Source organism: Pseudomonas sp. UTLPPB19802, from assembly GCF_059730225.1.
The window spans coordinates 2,764,647-2,778,928 of record NZ_AP048545.1 but is presented as its reverse complement, the minus strand read 5'-3'; the positions used below and the strand labels follow the sequence as shown (position 1 = coordinate 2,778,928).

The 14,282-nt window shown below is 63.6% G+C and carries 13 protein-coding genes; 2 read left to right on the top strand and 11 right to left on the bottom strand.

What is annotated here, in order from left to right:
• The first annotated feature begins 480 nt into the window (after window positions 1-480).
• Complete coding sequence (gene rne, locus AC6I6U_RS12640) at window positions 481-3,831, top strand: ribonuclease E (protein WP_497882264.1); 3,351 nt, start codon at window positions 481-483, stop codon at window positions 3,829-3,831.
• A 196-nt stretch (window positions 3,832-4,027) separates the two neighbouring features.
• On the opposite strand, the gene AC6I6U_RS12635 is transcribed toward rne, so the two are convergent.
• From AC6I6U_RS12635 to AC6I6U_RS12595, 9 genes are all read right to left on the bottom strand, one after another.
• A complete protein-coding gene (locus AC6I6U_RS12635) occupies window positions 4,028-4,627 on the bottom strand; it encodes a nucleotidyltransferase family protein (RefSeq protein WP_497882263.1) in 600 nt (199 codons plus the stop codon).
• Between the two features lie 114 nt (window positions 4,628-4,741).
• Window positions 4,742-5,761, bottom strand: coding sequence for a UDP-N-acetylmuramate dehydrogenase (murB, locus tag AC6I6U_RS12630; RefSeq protein WP_497882262.1), 1,020 nt, complete (start codon window positions 5,759-5,761; stop codon window positions 4,742-4,744).
• A complete protein-coding gene (locus AC6I6U_RS12625) occupies window positions 5,758-6,222 on the bottom strand; it encodes a low molecular weight protein-tyrosine-phosphatase (RefSeq protein WP_497882261.1) in 465 nt (154 codons plus the stop codon). The genes murB and AC6I6U_RS12625 overlap by 4 nt, the downstream gene beginning before the upstream one ends.
• The gene (kdsB, locus tag AC6I6U_RS12620) at window positions 6,222-6,986 is read right to left on the bottom strand and encodes a 3-deoxy-manno-octulosonate cytidylyltransferase (protein WP_497882260.1); all 765 of its coding nucleotides are present in this window, start codon (window positions 6,984-6,986) and stop codon (window positions 6,222-6,224) included. The genes AC6I6U_RS12625 and kdsB overlap by 1 nt, the downstream gene beginning before the upstream one ends.
• Window positions 6,983-7,168, bottom strand: coding sequence for a Trm112 family protein (locus tag AC6I6U_RS12615; RefSeq protein WP_017905777.1), 186 nt, complete (start codon window positions 7,166-7,168; stop codon window positions 6,983-6,985). Before AC6I6U_RS12615 ends, kdsB begins: the two co-directional genes overlap by 4 nt.
• Before the next feature lie 26 nt (window positions 7,169-7,194).
• Window positions 7,195-8,205: a tetraacyldisaccharide 4'-kinase gene (lpxK, locus tag AC6I6U_RS12610; protein WP_497882259.1), complete on the bottom strand. Its 1,011-nt coding sequence runs from the start codon at window positions 8,203-8,205 to the stop codon at window positions 7,195-7,197.
• A complete protein-coding gene (gene pocB, locus AC6I6U_RS12605; RefSeq protein ID WP_497882258.1) occupies window positions 8,205-8,633 on the bottom strand; it encodes a flagellar polar localization protein PocB in 429 nt (142 codons plus the stop codon). The genes lpxK and pocB overlap by 1 nt, the downstream gene beginning before the upstream one ends.
• A complete protein-coding gene (pocA, locus tag AC6I6U_RS12600; protein ID WP_497882257.1) occupies window positions 8,630-9,265 on the bottom strand; it encodes a flagellar polar localization protein PocA in 636 nt (211 codons plus the stop codon). Before pocA ends, pocB begins: the two co-directional genes overlap by 4 nt.
• Before the next feature lie 337 nt (window positions 9,266-9,602).
• Entirely contained in the window at window positions 9,603-11,816 is a 2,214-nt protein-coding gene (locus AC6I6U_RS12595; RefSeq protein ID WP_497882256.1) for a DNA internalization-related competence protein ComEC/Rec2, read from the bottom strand.
• 136 nt (window positions 11,817-11,952) lie between these two features.
• Between AC6I6U_RS12595 and AC6I6U_RS12590 the strand changes: the two genes are divergently transcribed.
• Entirely contained in the window at window positions 11,953-12,477 is a 525-nt protein-coding gene (locus tag AC6I6U_RS12590; RefSeq protein WP_497882255.1) for a DUF2062 domain-containing protein, read from the top strand.
• Window positions 12,478-12,486: 9 nt separating this feature from the next.
• Here the strand turns inward: AC6I6U_RS12590 and AC6I6U_RS12585 are convergent, their stop codons facing one another.
• Together AC6I6U_RS12585 and AC6I6U_RS12580 are read right to left on the bottom strand one after the other, a co-directional pair.
• A complete protein-coding gene (locus AC6I6U_RS12585; RefSeq protein WP_497882254.1) occupies window positions 12,487-13,266 on the bottom strand; it encodes an ABC transporter permease in 780 nt (259 codons plus the stop codon).
• Window positions 13,263-14,195 (bottom strand): ABC transporter ATP-binding protein, encoded by a 933-nt coding sequence (locus AC6I6U_RS12580; protein WP_497882253.1) that lies wholly within the window; start codon window positions 14,193-14,195, stop codon window positions 13,263-13,265. The genes AC6I6U_RS12585 and AC6I6U_RS12580 overlap by 4 nt, the downstream gene beginning before the upstream one ends.
• Window positions 14,196-14,282 lie beyond the last annotated feature (87 nt).

Here is a 14,282-nt window from a genome sequence, read left to right as displayed (position 1 = left end):
AACCACTCGTCTCCCGAGCCGATATTCACGGACAGTTCACAAAGTGCAGTCAGTCGCAGTACCGGTCCAGGCGAAGGCTACGGAAACAACGCCTAAATTAGCCATGATGCGTGAACTCCCCTTTCGGCGTTCACGGTAAATGCAACCCGCTGCGGATTCAGCGCGCGGCAGCACCCGAATTATCAGGGATACGTGTAGGGTGGAGATGCACAACCGCCGGACTGTGTAGCATTAGGCTTGTTCAAGACGCTTCATATCGTCCACACCCGCGGTTGATTCCTCCTCCTGACTCAGTTTTGCTTAAAGCGGGGCTTATGCCACCACAGCAAGCAGGAAGCGTCGGTCGCGACTTCGCCACTCAGGTCGAAATCTCGCTAGACACTGGAATGGCCCGCCACTCCATGACGCACCTGACACCGACCGTGAGAAGTCGTGTGTGCCGAACGCCGTTTCCGGCAGCCCGGAAACCGACGGTACTACATGAAAAGAATGCTGATTAACGCAACTCAACCCGAAGAGTTGCGTGTTGCGCTGGTAGACGGCCAACGCCTCTATGACCTGGACATCGAGTCCGGCGCGCGCGAACAGAAAAAGGCCAACATCTATAAAGGCCGAATCACCCGCATCGAGCCCAGCCTCGAGGCCGCTTTCGTCGACTTCGGTTCCGAGCGCCACGGCTTCCTGCCCCTCAAGGAAATCTCCCGCGAATACTTCAAGAAGTCTCCTGAAGGCCGCGTCAACATCAAGGAAGTCCTGAGCGAAGGCCAGGAAGTCATCGTCCAGGTCGAGAAAGAAGAGCGTGGCAACAAGGGCGCCGCCCTGACCACCTTCATCAGCCTGGCTGGCCGCTACCTGGTGCTGATGCCGAACAACCCGCGTGCCGGTGGCATCTCCCGCCGCATCGAAGGCGAAGAGCGCAACGAACTGCGTGAAGCCCTGAACGGCCTGGTTGCCCCTGCCGACATGGGCCTGATCGTCCGTACTGCCGGCCTCGGCCGCAGCAGTGAAGAAATGCAGTGGGACCTCGACTACCTGCTGCAACTGTGGACCGCGATCAAGGAAGCCTCCCAGGACCGTTCCGCCCCTTTCCTGATCTACCAGGAAAGCAACGTGATCATCCGCGCGATCCGCGACTACCTGCGCCAGGACATCGGCGAAGTGCTGATCGATAGCGTCGAAGCCCAGGACGAAGCCCTGACCTTCATTCGCCAGGTGATGCCGCAGTACGCCAGCAAGATCAAGCTGTACGAAGACAGCGTTCCGCTGTTCAACCGCTTCCAGATCGAAAGCCAGATCGAGACCGCCTTCCAGCGCGTCGTCGAGCTGCCGTCCGGCGGTTCCATCGTGATCGACCCGACCGAGGCCCTGGTGTCCATCGACATCAACTCGGCACGCGCCACCAAAGGCAGCGACATCGAAGAGACCGCGCTGCAGACCAACCTGGAAGCCGCGGAAGAAATCGCCCGCCAACTGCGCCTGCGCGACATCGGCGGCCTGATCGTGATCGACTTCATCGACATGACCCCGGCCAAGAACCAGCGCGCCGTGGAAGAAAAAGTCCGCGAGTGCCTGGAAGCCGACCGCGCCCGCGTGCAGGTCGGTCGTATCTCGCGCTTCGGCCTGCTGGAAATGTCCCGCCAGCGCCTGCGTCCATCCCTGGGCGAGAGCAGCGGCATCGTTTGCCCACGCTGCAGCGGCACCGGCATCATCCGTGACGTCGAATCGCTGTCCCTGGCGATCCTGCGCCTGATCGAAGAAGAAGCCCTGAAGGACCGCACTGCCGAAGTCCGTGCTCAGGTACCGATCCCGGTCGCCGCGTTCCTGCTCAACGAAAAACGCAACTCGATCACCAAGATCGAACTGCGCACCCGCGCCCGCATCGTGATCCTGCCGAACGATCATCTCGAGACGCCGCACTTCGAAGTGCAGCGCCTGCGCGACGACAACCCGGAAGCGAACAACAGCCAGTCCAGCTATGAAATCGCCGCGGCTGCCGCCGAAGCGGAAGAAGTTCAGCCGGCTGCTGCAACCCGCACCCTGGTACGCCAGGAAGCCGCGGTCAAGACCGCTCCGGCCCGCGCCAATGCTCCGGTACCGACCGAAGTGGCCGCCCCGGTTGCCGTTGCTGCCCCGGCACCTGCTCCGGCTGCCGAACCAAGCCTGTTCAAGGGCTTGGTGAAGTCGCTGGTCAGCCTGTTCGCCAGCAAGGAAGAACCGGCCGCCCCAGTCGTGGTCGAGAAGCCTGCCGCCGAGCGCCCGGCGCGCAACGAAGAGCGCCGTAATGGCCGCCAGCAGAGCCGCAATCGCAACGGTCGTCGCGACGAGGAACGCAAGCCGCGTGAAGACCGTGCACCGCGTGAAGAGCGCGCCCAGCGCGAGCCTCGCGAAGAGCGTGCGCCACGTGAGGAACGTGCGCCACGCGAACCGCGTGAAACCCGTGACGAAGCGCCAGCCGCCCGTGAAGAACGTGCACCACGCCAGCCACGTGAAGAACGCGCACCGCGCGCTCCACGTGAAGATCGCAAGCCACGCGGCGAGCGCGAAGAGCGTGTCCGCGAACTGCGCGAGCCCCTGGACGCAACGCCAGCGGTCGGTGCCGTAGCCGCTACCGCTGCTGCCGCTGCAACTGCCGTTACCGAGGAACGCCCAGCCCGTGCGCCGCGTGAAGAACGTCAGCCACGCCAGCCACGCGAAGAACGCCAACCGCGCACCGAGCAGGCCGAAGCGGCCAGCGAAGAAGAAGTGCTGCAGGGTGAAGAGCAACTGGAAGACGGCCAGGACAACGCCGAAGGCGGCGAGCGCCCACGTCGTCGCTCCCGTGGCCAGCGTCGCCGCAGCAACCGTCGTGAACGTCAGCGCGATGCCAACGGCAACGTGATCGAAGGTTCGGACGAAGCCGGCGAAGGCAACCAGGCCGAAGCCACTGGCGCCGAATTGGCAGCCGGCCTGGCAGTGACCGCTGCCGTTGCCAGCAGCGTGATCAGCGCCAACGCCGAGGCCGAAGCACACCAGCAGGCTGAACGTGCTACCGCGACCACCCTGGAAACCCCTGTGGCTGAAGCACCTGTCGTGGAAGCGACCACCCCGGTTGAAGCCACTGCGGCTCCGGAAGTGGAACTGGCGCCGACCCAGGAGGCTGAACCAGTGGCTGAAGCACCGGCAGAAACCGCTGCTGCGGAGCTGCCTGTGTTCGTGGCACCTGAGCCGGCAATCGAAGCTCCGGTTGTGGACGCGCCTGCCGTTGAAGCTCCGGTTGTCGAGGCCCCCGCTGTCGAGGCCAGCCCGGTTGAAGCACCGGCCGTTGAAGCTCCAGCCGCCGAGAAGGCTGAGCAACCCGCCCAGGAAATCCAGGCCACCTTCCAGTGGTCTGCCGAACCTGCCGCTGCCGCTGCCGAAGCGCCGGTTGCCGAGCCTGTGGTTGCTGAATCGGCTCCAGTAGAACCTGAAGTCGTCGCTCAGCCTGAGCCGACTCCAGTAGTCGAAGCCGCACCCGTGGTCGTCGAACAAGCCCCGGTAGCTGAAGAAGCGCCTGCCGTGGTCCTGACCAGCAACGGTCGCGCCCCGAACGACCCGCGCGAAGTGCGTCGTCGCAAGCGCGAGGAAGAAGCACGCAAGGCTGCCGAACTGGCCGCTGCCGCCGCTGCTCCCGCTGAAGAAGCGGCCGTTGTTGCTGAGCCGGCCCCGGTGGTCGTCGAAGCCGAGCAGGCTCCTGCAGCACCGGTTGTTCACAACGAAGCGGCCACCGAGGAAAACTCGCCAGCCGTAGAGGAAGTGACCGACCACGCGCCAAAAGCCCTGGAAGCAGCCGAAGAGCGTAAGCCTCACGCCTGATTTCAATGGCCAATGAAAAGCCCCGCCTGCAGCGATGCAGGCGGGGCTTTTTTATTGGTTCAAGGATTCGGTTGTCTGGGCGGGCGCTTTCGCGAGCAAGCTCTGCTCCTACAGAGGCTTGTCTTTCACCAGACTTGTTTGCGACTCAACTCTGCAGGAGCAGAGCTTGCTCGCGAATAGGCCGCAAAAGCCACCATCACCCTTGAGCCTCAAACACCAGGGCAGCAGGCAGATCGACATCCCAGAGGATCCCACGATCCTCCACCGGCACCGGCTCGACCCGTCCCGTGGCAAACAGCGCCTTCGCCCCGCGATCGCCGGACAACGCCCGCAAGGCCGCGCCGAAATCACCACCAAAGCCCACCGGATGACCATACTCGCCAGCCAGCACCGGCACTCGAATCCGCTCTCTGGCCATGCCCGCCAGCACCCGTTCGAAGGTCTCCGGCAGGGTGAATGGCATATCCCCCAACACCATCAGCCAACCACCGGCCCCGGCGCTGGCTGCGATCCCGGCAGCAATGCTGTCGCCCATGCCGGTGGAGTCCAACAGCAGCACCTGGCAGCCATGGGCACGGCCCAGGCGAATGACCTCAACTCGGTCCGCCGTAGTAACCAGCACCCGTGCACCCAAGCTGTCAGGCAGGTTGCGCAACACCTGCTCCAGTACAGGACGAACGACACCGTCCCGGCCTCGGCAGGCCGCCAGCAATTTGTCCTGGTCAGGCCCGGCCACCTGTCGGAAACGACTGCCCTTGCCCGCCGCCAGGATGATTGCCGCTATCGGTTCATTCACCGTGCACAAGCCCCGCTTTCTTCCAGTGTGTTCTCGAAAAAAGCCCTGAGCAGTCCGACTGCACAGGGCTTGATGAGGAGCGTCCCGATTGGACAACAATCAGCATAGCCTCACTCAGTAGAGATTCGGCTCCATCTCCAGCTCGACCTCGAAACGCTCGGCGACATCGGCCTGGATCCGCTGGGCCAGGGCGAACAATTGTTCACCCGTGGCGGCGCCATGATTGACCAGTACCAGCGACTGCAAGCGATGCACGCCGGCATCACCGTCGCGGAAACCTTTCCAACCAGCCGTTTCGATCAACCAGCCGGCCGCCAGCTTCACCTGCCCATCAGCCTGTGGATAACCGACCAGGCCAGGATGCGCCTGTTTCAGTTCAGCCGCGTGAGTGGCCGAGACCAGCGGGTTCTTGAAGAAACTCCCGGCATTGCCGAGTACCGTCGGGTCCGGCAACTTCTCGCTGCGAATACTACAGATGGCACGGCTGACATCCAGCGCACCCGGCTCACTGACACCCTGCTCTTTCAGCCGCTCGGCCACCGGGCCGTAGCCCAGGTGCAGTTGCTCGACCCGGCTGAGGGCAAAGCGTACCCGCAGGATCAACCAGCGTCCCTGAGCATGCTTGAACAGGCTGTCGCGATAGCCGAACTGGCATTCCTCCAGGGAGAATTCGCGCAGCTCGCCGGTCTGCCGGTCGAGGGCGGTGAGGCCGGCAAACACATCCTTGATCTCGACGCCGTAGGCGCCGATGTTCTGCATCGGCGCGGCGCCGACGGTGCCCGGGATCAGGCTGAGGTTCTCCAGGCCATACCAGCCTTGGGCCAGGGTCGACAGCACGAACGGATGCCAAGGCTCGCCCGCCTCCGCCTCGATGACCACACGCTGGCCGTCATCGCTGAGCAGGCGAATGCCACGGCTCCCCATGCGCAGCACCAGCGCCTGGACATCCCGGGTCAGCAGCAGGTTGCTGCCACCACCGATCACCAGCAGTGGTAGCTGCCGTTGCGCCGCGAAAGCCAGGGCCTCGCGCACGTCGTCATCACTCCGGGCCTCGGCGAACCACTGCGCGCGAACCTCGACGCCAAAACTGTTGTAGGGCTTGAGGGAAACATTGGCTTGCGGTTGCAGGCTCATAGACGCCCCCTGAGTTCGCTGACCAGCCGATCACTGGCCTGTTCGATCAGGTCCAGAACCTGTTCGAAACCGTGTTCTTCGTCGTAGTACGGATCCGGCACCTCATCCACCGCACCGTCATAACGGCGCAGGAACAGATCCAGTTCGGCCTTGCCCTGGGCAGGTTGCAGCAACTGGAGGTTGCGCAGGTTGCTCTGGTCCATGGCGAGAATCAGGTCGAAGCGATTGAAGTCGGCGCTGCTGACCTGGCGGGCGCGCTGCGCCGACAGGTCGTAGCCGCGTAGCCGCGCCGCACGCTGGCTGCGGCTGTCCGGCGCCTTGCCGACATGCCAGTGGCCAGTACCGGCGGAATCGACCTCGATCAGCTCGACCAGGCCGGCTTCGCGCAACTTGTGGCGCAGCACGCCTTCAGCCGTGGGCGAACGACAGATGTTGCCCAGGCAGACAAACAGAACGCGCATCAGGCCTCCAGCAAGCGACGAACGCGTTCGAGGTCTTGTGGCGTATCGACGCCCGTGGGCGGCGCTTCCAGGGCATCGGCGACATGGATCCGCACACCGTGCCACAGCGCCCGCAACTGCTCCAGGCGCTCGGTGGTTTCCAGCCAGCACGGGCCCCAGCTGACGAAGTCATGCAGGAAGCCGGCACGGTAGGCATAGATACCGATATGACGACGGAACGGCACGCCCTCCGGCAGATGCTCGCGGTCCCTGGCAAAGTCGTCGCGGGCCCAGGGCAAGGTGGCCCGGCTGAAGGTCAAGGCCAGGCCGTTGACATCGCTGACCACCTTGACCACGTTCGGGTTGAACAGCGCCTCGACTTCCTCGATCGGCTCGGCCAGGGTGGCCATGCGCGCTTCGGGGTGGGCCGCCAGGTTGGCTGCGACCTGGTCGATCACCACCGGCGGGATCAACGGTTCGTCACCCTGGACGTTGACCACGATCGCTTCCGACTCCAGCCCCAGCAGGCTGGCGACCTCGGCCAGACGGTCAGTGCCGGACTCGTGGTCTTCACGGGTCAGCAGCACTTCGGCACCAAAGGCCCGGCAGGCCTCGACGATCCGCGGATCGTCAGTGGCCACCACCACTCGCTGGGCGCTGCTTTTGCAGGCCTGCTCCCAGGTGTGCTGGATCATCGGCTTGCCGGCGATCAGTTGCAGCGGCTTGGCCGGCAGGCGCGTGGAGGAAAAACGCGCCGGAATCACGACGATGAACGGGGTGCTCATTTGTCCAGGCGCTCATCGGCGCTCAGGGTGCGTGCCTCGCTTTCCAGCATCACCGGGATGCCGTCGCGAATAGGGAACGCCAGGCCGGCGCCCTTGCTGATCAGCTCGGTCTTGTCGGCGCTGAGCTTGAGCGGCCCCTTGCAGATCGGGCAAGCGAGGATATCGAGCAGTTTGGTGTCCATGAGGGATTCCCTGGATAAGAAGGAGTTTAGGGCAAGAGACGATCGGGCAGCAGGCGCAGCAGTTGCGTGTCGAACCAGGCCACGAACGCCTCCGAAGGCACCGCGTCGACCGCAAGGTACCACCAGTCGGCAGAGGCGAACGCGCGGCACTTCACCGCGTCCTTCTCGGTCATGACCAACGGCAGCGGCGGCATGAAGCTCAGGGCCTCGGCGCTGTATTCGGCATGATCGGCAAAGGCGTGGGGCACGGGCTGCCAGTGTAGCGTCTCGAGGGTATTGAAGAAACGTTGCGGGTTGCCGATTCCGGCCACCGCGTGCAACGCCTGTCCGGCGGCAAAATGCTCCAGCGACTTGCGCTCGCCGTTCTGCAGATTGACCAGCGCCGTCGGCTGCAGGCGAAAGGCAAAACCGTCACCACGATCGGCCTCGGCACCGTTGTACATCAGCGCGTCAACGCTCTGCAGGCGTTCCAGCGGCTCACGCAAGGGGCCGGCCGGCAGGCAGCGGCCATTGCCCAGGCCACGGGCGGCGTCGATCAGCACCAATTCGAGGTCGCGGGCCAGGCGGTAATGCTGCATGCCGTCGTCGGAAAGAATCAGGTCGAGCTTTTCCTCGGCCAGCAGGGCGCGGACCGCACGACTGCGATCCGGATCGATCATCAGCGGTACATCGTTGCGCTGGACGATCAGCAGCGGCTCATCGCCGGCTATCGCGGCATCCTGGTCAGCACGCACCCGCCATGGCAGGCTCGGCGGCTTGGCGCCATAGCCACGACTGACCACACCGACGCGCAGGCCGCGGCGCCGGCAGTGCTCGACCAACCAGAGAATCATCGGGGTCTTGCCGGTTCCGCCAACCGTGATGTTGCCGACCACGACCAACGGCACCGGCGGCTGGTAGATATCGCCTTCACCAGCAATGAAGCGCGCACGCTTGCCATCGACCACGCGACGGTACAGCCATTCCAGCGGACGCAGCAGCGTCAGGGCCGGATGGCCATCGTACCAGGCGCGCAACACACGATCCGAGAGAGCCATCAGGGCGCCGGCGCCGCCTCGACAGTGGTCATGCGCAGATGGCTGAAGCCGAGCTTGCCGGCGGCATCCATCGCAGTGATCACGGCCTGGTGCTGGGTCTTGCCGTCGGCACTGATCGACAGTGGCATGTTGGTGTCACCGTTGGACTCCTTCTGCAGCGCCGCCATCAGGGTCGACAGGTCATTCTTCGGCAGGATCTGGTTATTCACCGAAAACACCCCATCGGCGCTGATGGCGATGTCCAGTTGCTTGATCAACTGGTCCTCGGCCGGCGAACCGCTGACCGCCTGCGGCAGGTCGACCCGCAACTGGGTCTCACGGGTAAAGGTGGTGGTAACCACGAAAAACAGCAGCAGGACGAAGACCACGTCGATCAGCGACGCGAGGTTGATATCGATGGTTTCCCGAGGCTTGCGGCGGAACTTCACGCTTTGCCCCCGGGCATTTCCACATCGCGGTCGCCCTGTACCACTTCGACCAGCTTGATCGCCTGCTGCTCCATGCCCACCACCAGCTCATCGATGCGCCGTTGCAGGAAACGGTGGAAGAACACTGCGGGAATACCGACGATCAGGCCCGACGCGGTGGTGATCAGCGCCTTGGAGATACCGCCGGCGAGGACAGCCGCATTGGTGGTCATGCCCGAGCCCATGAACGAACTGAAGATATCGATCATGCCCAGTACCGTACCCAGCAGGCCGAGCAGCGGCGACATGGCGGCGATGGTGCCGAGGGCGTTGATGTAGCGCTCCAGCTCGTGAATAACGCGAGCGGCGGCCTCTTCGATGCACTCCTTCATGATCTCGCGACCGTGCTTGGAGTTAGCCAGGCCAGCGGCGAGGATTTCACCCAGGGGTGAGTCGGCGCGCAGTTGCTTGAGCTTTTCCTTGTCCAGTTGCTTGTCGCGAATCCACACCCAGACCTGCCCCAGCAGGTGGTCCGGGGTGACGCGGCTGGCGCGCAAGGTCCAGAGACGCTCGGCAACGATCCCTACCGCAGCGATGGAACTCAGAATGATCGGCAACATCATCCAGCCGCCGGATTTGACCAATTCCCACACAGTGACAGTCCCCTCGAAAAAGTGCGCCACTCTAACATAGGGGTTCGCCGTGCCGAAGAACGTGATGTCGCATTAGGCGGCGGTTTAATAACCCTGGGCTATTTGAATCCTGCCAGCACGGCACTTCAGTTTTTGTATGTGCACAATGAATGCAGACCGCCGCCTGTGGAGAGCAGGCTTGCCTGCGCTCGGCTGCCAGGCAGCCGTAAACCCGGTGGGCGCGTTGCGCCTGATACACCGCGGTGGCAGGTTTTGGGGCCGCTGCGCGACCCAGAGCGGCGGTGCGGCGTCCCGACAAGCCCGCTCGCCACAAGGGCCTCTTCTCGGCCGCCATGAATCAGCGCCAGAAACGCCTTTCCTCACGCTGCGACTGCACGCTGCCAAAAGCGCCGAGCAAGAGGCGAACAGCGCCCTCCTCGGCACTGTCGTGCACCGACATGCCCAATACCTGGTAACGCGCCGTCACCTGCGGATGCGGATGGCCAAAGCTGTTTCCACGACCACGAGAGATCAGCACGGCCCTGGGCGCCAGTCGCTGGAGAAAACTCATCGACGAGGAGCTGCGGCTGCCATGATGAGGCGCCTGCAGCCAGTCGGTACCCACCGCCAACGGGCTTTCGAGGAAGGCCTGCTCGGCCTGGGTATCGATGTCACCGGTCAGCAGCAACCGCTCGCCCCGTGCCTCGATCTGCAGGACACAGGAACGCTGGTTGCTGTCTTGCGCCTGCGCCCATTGCCAGAGTTCGAAGCTCACTCCATCCCAGTGCCAGCGCAGGCCACTGGGGCAACCGCCGGAGTGCAATTGCGCCGGCAAGCCCTGGGCGTCGCCACTCATCACTCGGCCCACCGGCAGGCCGTTGCGGATCGCCATGGCACCGCCAGCATGATCGGCGTCGGCGTGGCTGATCAGCATCAGGTCGAGCTTGCGTACACCCAGCTTGCGCAGAGATGGCAGGACAACGCGCTGGCCGAGGTCGTAGTCGCCAAAACGCGGTCCCGTGTCATACAGCAGGCTGTGATGGCGGGTGCGGACCAGGATGGCCAGGCCCTGCCCAACATCCAGTTGCCAGACTTCGGCATGCCCCTCTGGCACTCTCGATGTCGGCGCGAACAGGACCATCGCCACCAGCGGCCAGCCCAGGGGGCGTAACGGCAGGCCCGCCGGCAGCAACAGCAGCAGGATGCCCAGGCAGCTCAACCCCCAGGCCCAGGGCGCGATGGTTTCCGGCAGCCAGGCCGGTACCCGCGTCGCCACTTGGGTCAGGCCCTGGAAGAGTATTTCCAGCAAGCCGCCTGCCAACCACAACAGGGATTCGCCGACCCAGGGCAGCGGTAATGTCAGCGTACCCAGCAACGCCAATGGCAGCACCGCGAGGCTGATCCAGGGCACCGCGACCAGGTTGACCCAAGGCCCGCTGAGGCTGATGGGCAGCCCTAGCGCCAGCAGCAACGGCAACAACCCGAGGGCGATGGTCCATTGCGCACGGGTCCAGGTCTGCCAAAGGCTCCAGCGACCCAGCCGCCCGGCGAAACAGAAGACCAGCACCGCCACTGCGCCGAAGGACAGCCAGAAACCCGGCTGCAGACTGGCCAGGGGCTCGAACAGCAAGACAAGGTCGAGCGCCAGCAATAGCGGCAACCATACGCCAAGATGGCGATAGCGCAGGCGCCAGAGCAGCACCAGGCCGATCATCGCGCAAGCCCGCCTTACTGGAATACCGAACCCGGCCAGCACGCCATAGCCCAGCGCGGCGGTAAAGGCCAGGCCACAGGCCCAGGGCAGCCACGGCAGGCGCCGCGACCACAGGCCGTAACGGGCCAACCCCGCCACCAGCGCATAGACCAGCGCGGCAAACAGGCCGATGTGCTGCCCGGAGATCACCAGCAGATGCACCGTGCCAGTCTCCTGCAACACCCGCCATGTCTCGGACGACAATCCCGAGCCATCGCCCAGCACCAACGCAATGAGGGTCGCCGAATGGCCCCAGGCATCGACCTGGCGCATGCGCTGGCGAATCCCGTCGCGCCAGGAGCCTGGGGATGCAGCCAATAACTGACCATCCTTGATCGTGCCCGTGGCGCCGATCCGCTGAGCCAGCAACCAGGCTTCACGATCGAAACCACCGGGGTTGAGCAGGCCGGACGGCGCCTTGAGCCTGACCGCCAGCCGCCAGCGTTCGCCGCTGCTCACGGGCGGCCCCGCGTACCAGGCCAGGCGCATCCGCTGCGGCAACACGGCGCGCCGGGAGATTGCCCCGTCCAGCACGAAGCGCTGTACTGCTCCATCATTCTCCGGCAGCCCGACCACCTGCCCCTCCAGCCACAAGGTCTGGCCATCCAGCCCGGGGGCCAGGCGATCCGCCAAGGCCCAATGGGCCTGCAGGCCAGCCCAACTGAAACCGAACAGAAACAGTGCAATGGCGTAACTGCGAAACGGCAGCAGCATCAGGCCGACCCACAATAAAACCGGCAGCCACCCGAGCGGCGGCAACTGCGGCAAAAAACGCAGGCTCAGCAGTCCTGCCGCCAGCGCCAACATCCCTGTGCGCATCTCTCACTCCGTGAACGCCTTCAGTTCTCGGAATAGCTCGATTGGCCGACAGCTGCTTTATCAATTGTCACAAAGTCTGAATCGGCCGTCGGTAGAATCCGGGCATACTGCCCGCGTGAACCGACCGAGAAGCCCTATGCCGCGTCGCTTATTCAAACGCTACATGCCCGACCCGCAGAGCATACGGGAACACAAGCATTTACGATTTTTCGGCAGGCTGCTCCACGACCCGAACCTCTGGCACCTCAATCGTCATTCGGTGTCACGGGCGATGGCGGTTGGCCTGTTCGCCGCGCTGATGCCCATCCCGCTGCAGATGCTGCTGGCCGCGTGCCTGGCGATTCTGTGGCGCGGGAATATGCCGATCGCTGTCAGCCTGGTGTGGCTGACCAACCCGCTGACCATGCCGCCGATCTTCTATTGCACCTACAAGCTGGGTGCCTGGGTGATGAGTGTACCGTCACGCAGCCTGCCGGACGAACTGACCTGGGCATGGATCAGCGACCAGTTGTCCACGCTGTGGCAGCCGTTCCTGCTGGGGTCGGTGCTGTTGGGATTGATACTGGCGGCCCTGGGTTACTGCCTGACCATGGGCTATTGGCGCTGGTGGGTAGCCCGGCAGTGGCAGCGGCGCCGGGAGCAGCGCCGCGCAAAACAGTGACCCACCCGGTTACTGGCGCATGCCCCGCCCGCTGACCAGCAGGCGCGTGCAACCGAAATACAGCACCACGGTTGCCATCAGCATGAAGCCGATCGCCACACTGATGCGGATATCCGATACGCCAAGAATGCCGTAGCGAAAGGCGTTGACCATGTGCAGTACCGGGTTGGCCAGCGACACGGTCTGCCAGAACGGTGGTAGCAGGCTGATGGAGTAGAACACCCCGCCCAGGTAGGTCAACGGTGTCAGCACGAACGTCGGGATGATCGAAATATCGTCGAAGTTGCGCGCGAACACGGCGTTGATGAAGCCCAGCAGCGAGAAGATGGTCGCGGTCAGCACCACCACCAGCACGGTCACGCCCAGGTGATGGACCTGCAAGTGGGTGAAGAACAGTGACAACAGGGTCACGATGATCCCGACCATCAGGCCACGCAGCACACCGCCCAGGGTGTAGCCGATGAGGATGGTATGCGGCGAAACCGGCGAGACCATCAGCTCCTCGATGGAACGCTGGAACTTGCTGCCGAAGAAGCTTGAGACCACGTTGCCGTAGGAGTTGGTGATCACCGACATCATGATCAGCCCCGGCACGATGTACTCCATGTAGGTGAAGCCACCCATGTCGCCGATCTGCCGGCCGATCAGGTTACCGAAGATCACGAAGTACAGGACCATGGTGATGGCTGGCGGCAGCAGGGTCTGTGGCCAGATCCGGGTAAAGCGCCGGACTTCGCGGTAGACGATGGTGTTGAGGGCGACCAGATTGGCTTGCAGCTCCGAACTCATACCGCCACCTTCGACAGATTTTTTTCCACCAGGGACACGAACAGTTCCTCAAGGCGATTGGTTTTGTTACGCAAGCTAAGGACTTCGATCTGCTGCGTGGCCAGTTGGCCGAACAGCGCGGTAATGCCCACGGACTTGTCGACCTGCACTTCCAGGGTATGGCTGTCGAGCAGCTTGCTCGGATAACCGATCAGGTTCGGCGCGACCGTTTGTGCATGCTTGAGGTCGAGCAGGAAAGTCTCGACATGCAGTTGGCTGAGCAACTGGCGCATGCTGGTGTTCTGGACGATGGTGCCGTGGTCGATGATGCCGATGTTGCGGCACAACTGCTCGGCCTCTTCCAGGTAATGGGTAGTGAGGATGATGGTGATGCCCTTCTCGTTCAGCTCGGTGAGAAAGGTCCACATCGACCGCCGCAGTTCGATGTCCACCCCGGCGGTCGGCTCGTCGAGGATCAGCAGGCGTGGCTCATGGACCAACGCACGGGCGATCATCAACCGGCGCTTCATGCCGCCGGACAGCGAGCGGGATGGCACGTCGCGCTTGTCCCACAGACCCAATTGGGTCAGGTATTGCTCGGCGCGCTCCTTGGCGACTTTCGCCGGGATGCCGTAGTAGCCGGCCTGGGTCACGACGATGTCGAAGGTCTTCTCGAACTGGTTGAAGTTGAACTCCTGCGGCACCACGCCAATGCTGCGCTTGAGTGCGGCCGGTTGCCGGTCGAGGTCGTGACCGAAGACATTCACAGTGCCGCTGGTCTTGTTCACCAGGGTCGAGAGAATGCCGATGGTCGTGGATTTGCCGGCACCGTTGGGGCCGAGCAAGGCGAAGAAGTCACCTTCGGCAACGTCCAGATCGATACCACTCAGGGCCTGGAAACCGTTGCCGTAGGTTTTGGTTAGCTGCCGGATGGACAGAGCGGAACTCATATCGGACGATGCACCAAGAAGGAAGGAAAGAGTCGGGAAACTGCGCGAAAACCAACCACATGGCCGGCCTTCCATAGCCCCACATAA

What these genes read in the sequence shown, in the direction of transcription:
- rne (WP_497882264.1), top strand. Translation starts at nt 481, where the DNA reads ATGAAAAGAATGCTGATTAACGCAACTCAACCCGAAGAGTTGCGTGTT.
- AC6I6U_RS12580 (WP_497882253.1), bottom strand. Translation starts at nt 14,195, where the DNA reads ATGAGTTCCGCTCTGTCCATCCGGCAGCTAACCAAAACCTACGGCAAC.
- AC6I6U_RS12595 (WP_497882256.1), bottom strand. Translation starts at nt 11,816, where the DNA reads ATGCGCACAGGGATGTTGGCGCTGGCGGCAGGACTGCTGAGCCTGCGT.
- AC6I6U_RS12615 (WP_017905777.1), bottom strand. Translation starts at nt 7,168, where the DNA reads ATGGACACCAAACTGCTCGATATCCTCGCTTGCCCGATCTGCAAGGGG.
- AC6I6U_RS12625 (WP_497882261.1), bottom strand. Translation starts at nt 6,222, where the DNA reads ATGCGCGTTCTGTTTGTCTGCCTGGGCAACATCTGTCGTTCGCCCACG.
- AC6I6U_RS12590 (WP_497882255.1), top strand. Translation starts at nt 11,953, where the DNA reads ATGCCGCGTCGCTTATTCAAACGCTACATGCCCGACCCGCAGAGCATA.
- murB (WP_497882262.1), bottom strand. Translation starts at nt 5,761, where the DNA reads ATGAGCCTGCAACCGCAAGCCAATGTTTCCCTCAAGCCCTACAACAGT.
- AC6I6U_RS12585 (WP_497882254.1), bottom strand. Translation starts at nt 13,266, where the DNA reads ATGAGTTCGGAGCTGCAAGCCAATCTGGTCGCCCTCAACACCATCGTC.
- lpxK (WP_497882259.1), bottom strand. Translation starts at nt 8,205, where the DNA reads ATGGCTCTCTCGGATCGTGTGTTGCGCGCCTGGTACGATGGCCATCCG.
- kdsB (WP_497882260.1), bottom strand. Translation starts at nt 6,986, where the DNA reads ATGAGCACCCCGTTCATCGTCGTGATTCCGGCGCGTTTTTCCTCCACG.